A 6217-nucleotide genomic window follows, 5' to 3' on the forward strand; every position below is an offset into this window, starting at 1 on the left:
CCTGATACTCCTTATTCCCTATCCTCTCCTTCTCCCTTACATAGAGCACAGCTTTAATCTGCCTTTCATTTAAACCCAGCTTTCTCAGGTAATCCTCAGTATAAATATCCTTTCTCAAAAGAACCACGAGGCCTCCGGCCTCTTCACTAAACTCAGGCTCGGGTAAGCCGCTCTCCAAACAGAGACGTACCATCTTAAACGTCCCGGTGTCCCACCTCTCGATCAGTCCGGCATAGTAGAAAACCTGGGCAATTTTGGGGTTTCTCAGCTTGGAAGGATGTGTTTCCTTTTTTAGATCTTCAATAACAATTCCAGGAGGTAGTTCCCCAGGATTCCAGATCCAGATGAAGTCATCAAAGATCTTAATCTGCACGTTGCTCGGGTCAGTGTAGTCCCTGTGAATCAGGGCGTTTATTATGGCTTCCCTAAGGGCATCTAAGGGATAATCCCAGATTTCCTTTCTCCTCAGCTCCCCCTCAAACTCATACCTAACTCCAATGTGGCTCATTATCACTTTATGGCAACCTATTTCTAGCCATATGAACAAACTTTCTGATCGTTTCCTCATCCAGATCTTCCAACGCTGCAGAAGATGGCAGAGAATCCCACGTGACCCCAGATTTCTGAAGGAAGAATCTCTGCAAATCCTCCCAGCCCATCTCAACGGTCTGAGCTCCAACCCTTTTATAATATCTCCCCTTAAATGAAACTGGAACAGGGGATTGGGGAACTTCAATGATGACGATTTTCTTTCCACCAATCTCTTCAACTTTTATGGACGGATTTATTCTAAGATTGTGCCTTATTGATCTGGCCAAGCTGTCCAAGTCTCCAGAGAAGCCAAAAACCTTGCCATCATTGCTAACACCAAGGAGCAAAACCCCACCGTCAGTGTTAGCAAATGCTGACAGCGTTTTATAAACAGAATCATTCAGCTCCCGCTTAAACTCAATGGTTTCACTCTCGCCATTCTTAATCAGGTCATTAACATCCATTTAATCACCAGATGTAAAAACGATCTGGGAAATTAATAGCTTTTTGGTTCTGGGGGTGCGGTGCGAAGCGCCGAGATAAAGAAATAAAGCGAAGCCCCTTTACCCAAAATTAACTTTTTTATATAAGCTGTCTCGCTCGTTGAGTTGCATTTTTTGAATCCTACGGAGGATATATTCCGCATCTCCCCACAGATCAATGAATGCCATATTTATGGGCTATATTCTGGACTGCCCTTGCAAGGGGATTCTCCGCAATGCGGTATTTTCCGCGCTTTTCGCTGTGCTCAATCATACCTGAGAGAACGAGATTCTTCAATATGCGGGTGAGGCTCCTGTCGCTGATTTCCTCCCTGCGGAGCACCTCTCCAGCAATTTCCTTCCGCGTGAGGCCAAATTTTGACTGCGCCAGCACCCAGAGTGTTGTTACATAGGCTTTTGTGCTGTAGATGTTAAGGAATGCCTCCAGATCTTGCTCCCAAACGCCGATGGCATAGTTCAAAGTCTCCACAAGGGCATCATCATGGCTCATACCTCTGACTCTTTGCTTGCCGTAGTATGCCAGAAATCCGGGCACGTTTGAGAGCTCCTCTACGGCTTCCTCAAGTTCAGCCCCAGTGCAGGACACTTTTGCCTCGCTCAATCCTTTTTTGAGGTACCCTATGCTTTCCTCTGGTGTCCAGCGCGGTATGTGAATCTTGTCAACGTATCTGGCGAACATCGGCTGGGACGCCGATGGGCTGAGTACCCTCTCAAGCAGACCCGGCATCGAACCCGTCATTATCACGCTCGTGTTGTCCATTGTGTTGCTTATCAGCTGAAGGAGGCCCAGCATGTTCATACCCCTGATACGGGACATTACCTGGGCCTCATCTATTACCACAACAAAATCGTCGTATTTGGCATTTAATTCCCTGAGGAGATTAATTAGGGCGTTTTGGAACTGTACAGCATTTTCAGGTTTAACATCAAGCCGTACAAGACCTAAACTGAGCTGAGTATGGTATGAGAGTTCTTTTACCTCAATGTTCGTCATTGCTGGAGTTAACTCGGTGTAGCTGATCCCCTGCTTACCCATAAAGGGAGAGAGATCATAGTATATGTACCGGTACTTGTACTTATTCAAAAAAACTCTAATGATGCTCGTCTTGCCGACTCTCCTCGGGCCGAGAATTGCCGTAAAAGTCCTTTCCTCAACATTCTTCTTCAGCTGTTTGAGGGCTTCCCTGTGCCGTTTTCCGTAAAGGTTTTTCTCATTGGTTATTGGTCGAATTTGAAACATTTATGGACACCCCATTCTATATGGAAGCCCCTTCCATATTTAAACCTTTCTTTTTGGATTCAGTTGGGATGAGTCCAAGGTAAAGCCTAGCTCACTTCGCTCATGTGATTCACCTTTGACTTATGCCTTCGAAATGGACCCGTTCAGAGTTTTCTTATCTTGAAATCCAAATTCTCGAAGTCCCCCAGATCCCACAGGAACCAGACCTCACCTTTAAGATCTTCCTTACATTTAATGCCCTTCGCTATCAACCCGTAATACTTCCCCCAGTTTTCTAACCCAACAAGCCCACTTTTACGCTCTAAATCTTTTAAAACTCCCCTCGCCTCTTTCTCTCTCAACTCCTTCCACTTTACCCCCACCAGCAGAGCCTTATTTTCCCTTTTGTCCAGTGCAACGAGATCAATTTCCTCATTTTTATGCCACCACTTTCCGATCTTCGTAAATTTAAACGGCAACCCCCCATGCTTATTAAGTTCTATTAAAAACTCTTTGGCTGCTTTTTCGAAGGTCTTTCCAAGGTAAGTATTAAAGTTCCTCAGGAAATCCTGAATTGCTGGCTCAGGGTTGAGGGAGTCTATCTCCTCATAGTGCGGACTGACGAAGCGGTGGTAAAAACGGAAGTACTCATCTTCTATAAGGTAAATCCCCCTCTTGGCTTTCCTCTCTGTTATTGGAACCTCCCGCCTCACAATTCCAAGATTTGAGAGCACCCTAAGATATGCAGATAGGTCTTTGGCCTCCATCCCAACGTACTGAGCGATCTCGTTAAGCCGGGTTTTCCCCATGGCTATGGCCTCGATGATCTGCATGTATCTGGTTGGGTTCCTCAGTTCCTCCATGAGGAGAAGCCTCGCCTCGTTGAAAAGAAATGCACTCGGGTCAAAGAAGTTGTTGATAATCTCATCATCGCTCCCCGTTTTGAAGAATTCCATGTATTTGGGAATCCCCCAAGTGACCCCATAGAGTCTTAAAAGCCCCTCAAAATCCTTTCCAAACCATTCGGCCATATCGAAGAAGCGGAATGGTTTGACCTTCAGAACCCCACTTGCTCGCCCATAGAGAGGGCTCTTGCAGCTGAGAACCTCACGCTCCACCATTCCAACGCTCGAACCGCAGAGGATAATGGTGATCTCTGAACCCTCAAGCACTATATCCACTACCTCCTGAAACTCGGATGTAACACCCTTGTCTGCCTCTATCAAGTAAGGGAACTCATCAAGAATCACCAAAAGCTTCCCCTGCCCTCTTAGGAACTTAAACGCATCCTTGAAGCTTTCGAATCTTACCGGAGCACCAATAAAAGAACTTATCTCGTGAGAAAATCTCTCGATGTCTTTCTCATATCCCCTCTGGGAGCAGAGAAAATATATTCCCCTTTTGTTCTCCAGGAATTTCCTCAAAAGGGCCGTCTTTCCCACCCTTCTTCTCCCATAGACCACAAAAAGTCGAAAGCCTCCCTCCCATGCCCTCTCCAAGACTTCGAGCTCTCTCCCCCGGTTCACAAATTTTCGAATCATGATTATAATAAATATGATTCGAGTATTTAAACATTTTGGTTTTAGCAACCTGACCTCCTCCCGGCTAAGGGCGAGGCTTTCAAAAGAAAAATGTAAAGCCTAACCTGCCTCGCTCATAGTATCCATCTTTTGAATCATTCCTGCTTCATTTCTGCACCGTATAATACATTCGGTCCGTAAGCGCCGAAATAACAAAATGAAAACGGGATTCAAAGGGCAGAGCCCCTTTGTTCAGAGATGTTTAGAGATACCCCTTATCCCCCAAATACTCCTTCAGCCCTTCCCTCCAGCCGGGCATCCTCAGGCCAAGTTTATGGAGCCCCCTGTTCTCAAGCGCAGAAAACCTCGGCCTCCTCGCCAGCCTGTTAAGCTCGCTCGATTTTATAGGCTTCACTTCAACGTCCCAGCCCAGGATTTCAAATATCGCTCTGGTGAACTCATACCATGAGCAGTAACCTTCATTGACCATGTGATAGATCCCCCACTCCGGCTTCAGCTTCAGAAACTCCTTCAGAGTCCCAGCGACGTCCATCGTGTATGTCGGGCTCATGAACTGGTCGTCGACTATCCTCAGCTCCTCCCCGCGTCTTGCCTTCTCAATGACCCAATTGACGAAATTTCCACCCTTTCCGCTCGCGCCGGCCTTTCCGTAGAGGCTTGCCACCCTGATGATGTAGTACTTCGTCGAATAATTTCTTGTGAAGATCTCGCCGGCGTACTTGCTGGTTCCATAGACGTTTAACGGGTTTGGAACATCATCCTCAGTGTATGGCTCTCCCTTCTTCCCGTCAAAGACGTAGTCCGTGCTGATGTAGACGTTGATTGCATCAATCTCGCTGGCAACCCTAGCAACGTCCAGTGCGCCGATGGCGTTGACCGCAAAGGCCTTCTCCGGGTAGAGCTCGGCATCATCCACTCTAACATAAGCCGCCGTGTTGATGATGACATCTGGCTTCAGCTCTTTCAGCACCTTAAGGGTCTCGGGAACGGTAACGTCTAAGTCTCTGTGGGTCAAAGAGATAACTTCAAAGGAAGAGTCTTCCCCAAAGACTTCCACCAAATCTGTCCCGAGCTGACCATTTGCACCGATGATCGCAACTCTCATCGAATCACCTCAGAAAACCTATCCCTTTTCGATGGCTTCCTTCAGCGTCGGCCATTTCCTGTCCTTCTCAGAAACTATGGGATCATCAACCGGCCAGTCTATGCATATATCAGGGTCGTTCCAGATTATTCCGCCCTCATAGTCGGGAGCGTAGACGTTGTCCACCTTATAGACAACCTCGGCAACGTCGCTCAGCACGACGAACCCGTGGGCAAAGCCCCTCGGGATGTAGAGCTGGTATTTATTGAACTCTGACAAGATAACTCCCACCCATCTGCCGAAGGTCGGTGAGTTCCTCCTTAAATCAACGGCCACGTCGTAAACAACTCCCCTGACAACCCGAACAATCTTGGCCTGGGCGTAGGGCTCGCGCTGGAAGTGCAGGCCCCTTAAAACACCGTACTTTGATTTCGAGTGATTGTCCTGGATGAAGTCTCCCTTTATTCCTGCTTTCTCGAAGTCCGACTTCTTGTAGGTCTCCATAAAAAAGCCCCTCTCGTCCTCGAAAACCTTGGGCTTGATTAGGATGACATCAGGAATTTCAAGGCGCTTGAACTCGAACGGCATAACATCACCTCATCGCCTGGAGTGGAGTAACCCTACCGATATCGGTTGTATCAAAGTCCGAATCGTAGCTGACTATACGGAGGCCGTATTTACGGGCCAAGGTATACTGGTATGCATCGTCAAAATCGAGGTGGAATTTACGAGATGCCTCAACGAGTGATTCAAAATCGAAGGGGGTGAGTCTCAGCAGGGAGAGCCCACCGCGCAGGAGAACGTCCTCAACGAACTCCCTGAAAACCCCGTGTTTCTTCTGCCTGGAGAGTATTATCCCTATTGAGTAAACCGAGAAATCCGAGACGGCAAGCTCACTGGGTGAAGTTTCTCTAAGAAACCTCTCCGCGTTATCAGCGTTTTCCTGATCAAGAAGGATTTCAAGGAACACGTTGGTATCAACCAGATACATCAGCCCCACCATTCAAGGACCCTGTGCTGAAGCTCCACGGAAGTGTATTTCTCCCTGAGCTCCTTCAGCCCCCCGCGCCATCCAAACTTCATGGGGGAGCGTCTCCTGCGCGCGTTCCTCTCCATGAGGAACTTGATGTAGTCCAGCACCTCCTCTTTAAGGTCATCCGGCAGTTGCTGAAAGAGCCTGTAGGCGTCCTCCATCACGTTCACCATCCTAAACATTCTCGCGGAACTTAATTACCTTTTGCCTTACTACCCCAGCTTCCAGGGCGTTGGGTGGAGGACTCTCTCGTTCACCAGCGGCTTCCACCACCATTCATTCTCTAAATACCATTTAACCGTCTTC

8 protein-coding genes are annotated in these 6217 nt (G+C 47.8%); all 8 read right to left on the minus strand.

Going from position 1 to position 6217, the window contains the following annotated elements; translation table 11 throughout:
* Positions 1-508 (minus strand): ATP-binding protein (locus tag MVD07_RS06675; RefSeq protein WP_297499925.1); only part of this gene is annotated, 508 nt, incomplete at its 3' end.
* 7 nt (positions 509-515) lie between these two features.
* Positions 516-995: an RNA-binding domain-containing protein gene (locus tag MVD07_RS06680; protein ID WP_297499912.1), complete on the minus strand. Its 480-nt coding sequence runs from the start codon at positions 993-995 to the stop codon at positions 516-518.
* A 193-nt stretch (positions 996-1188) separates the two neighbouring features.
* A complete protein-coding gene (locus MVD07_RS06685) occupies positions 1189-2274 on the minus strand; it encodes an ATP-binding protein (protein WP_297499915.1) in 1086 nt (361 codons plus the stop codon).
* Between the two features lie 143 nt (positions 2275-2417).
* Complete coding sequence (locus MVD07_RS06690; protein ID WP_297499917.1) at positions 2418-3794, minus strand: ATP-binding protein; 1377 nt, start codon at positions 3792-3794, stop codon at positions 2418-2420.
* Positions 3795-4035: 241 nt separating this feature from the next.
* Positions 4036-4899, minus strand: coding sequence for a dTDP-4-dehydrorhamnose reductase (gene rfbD / locus MVD07_RS06695; protein ID WP_297499919.1), 864 nt, complete (start codon positions 4897-4899; stop codon positions 4036-4038).
* 18 nt (positions 4900-4917) lie between these two features.
* Positions 4918-5466: a dTDP-4-dehydrorhamnose 3,5-epimerase gene (gene rfbC / locus MVD07_RS06700; RefSeq protein WP_297499921.1), complete on the minus strand. Its 549-nt coding sequence runs from the start codon at positions 5464-5466 to the stop codon at positions 4918-4920.
* A gap of 4 nt (positions 5467-5470) precedes the next feature.
* The gene (locus MVD07_RS06705; RefSeq protein ID WP_297499923.1) at positions 5471-5881 is read right to left on the minus strand and encodes a PIN domain-containing protein; all 411 of its coding nucleotides are present in this window, start codon (positions 5879-5881) and stop codon (positions 5471-5473) included.
* Positions 5869-6072: a DUF2281 domain-containing protein gene (locus tag MVD07_RS06710; RefSeq protein WP_297499927.1), complete on the minus strand. Its 204-nt coding sequence runs from the start codon at positions 6070-6072 to the stop codon at positions 5869-5871. Before MVD07_RS06710 ends, MVD07_RS06705 begins: the two co-directional genes overlap by 13 nt.
* Between the last annotated feature and the right edge of the window lie 145 nt (positions 6073-6217).

The sequence above is a fragment of the Thermococcus sp. genome, from assembly GCF_027008145.1.
GTDB lineage: Archaea > Methanobacteriota_B > Thermococci > Thermococcales > Thermococcaceae > Thermococcus.

Excerpts from the sequence above, each read along its gene's own strand:
- MVD07_RS06680 (WP_297499912.1), bottom strand. The coding sequence starts at position 995 with ATGGATGTTAATGACCTGATTAAGAATGGCGAGAGTGAAACCATTGAG.
- MVD07_RS06685 (WP_297499915.1), bottom strand. The coding sequence starts at position 2,274 with ATGTTTCAAATTCGACCAATAACCAATGAGAAAAACCTTTACGGAAAA.
- MVD07_RS06690 (WP_297499917.1), bottom strand. The coding sequence starts at position 3,794 with ATGATTCGAAAATTTGTGAACCGGGGGAGAGAGCTCGAAGTCTTGGAG.
- rfbD (WP_297499919.1), bottom strand. The coding sequence starts at position 4,899 with ATGAGAGTTGCGATCATCGGTGCAAATGGTCAGCTCGGGACAGATTTG.
- rfbC (WP_297499921.1), bottom strand. The coding sequence starts at position 5,466 with ATGCCGTTCGAGTTCAAGCGCCTTGAAATTCCTGATGTCATCCTAATC.
- MVD07_RS06705 (WP_297499923.1), bottom strand. The coding sequence starts at position 5,881 with ATGGTGGGGCTGATGTATCTGGTTGATACCAACGTGTTCCTTGAAATC.
- MVD07_RS06710 (WP_297499927.1), bottom strand. The coding sequence starts at position 6,072 with ATGGAGGACGCCTACAGGCTCTTTCAGCAACTGCCGGATGACCTTAAA.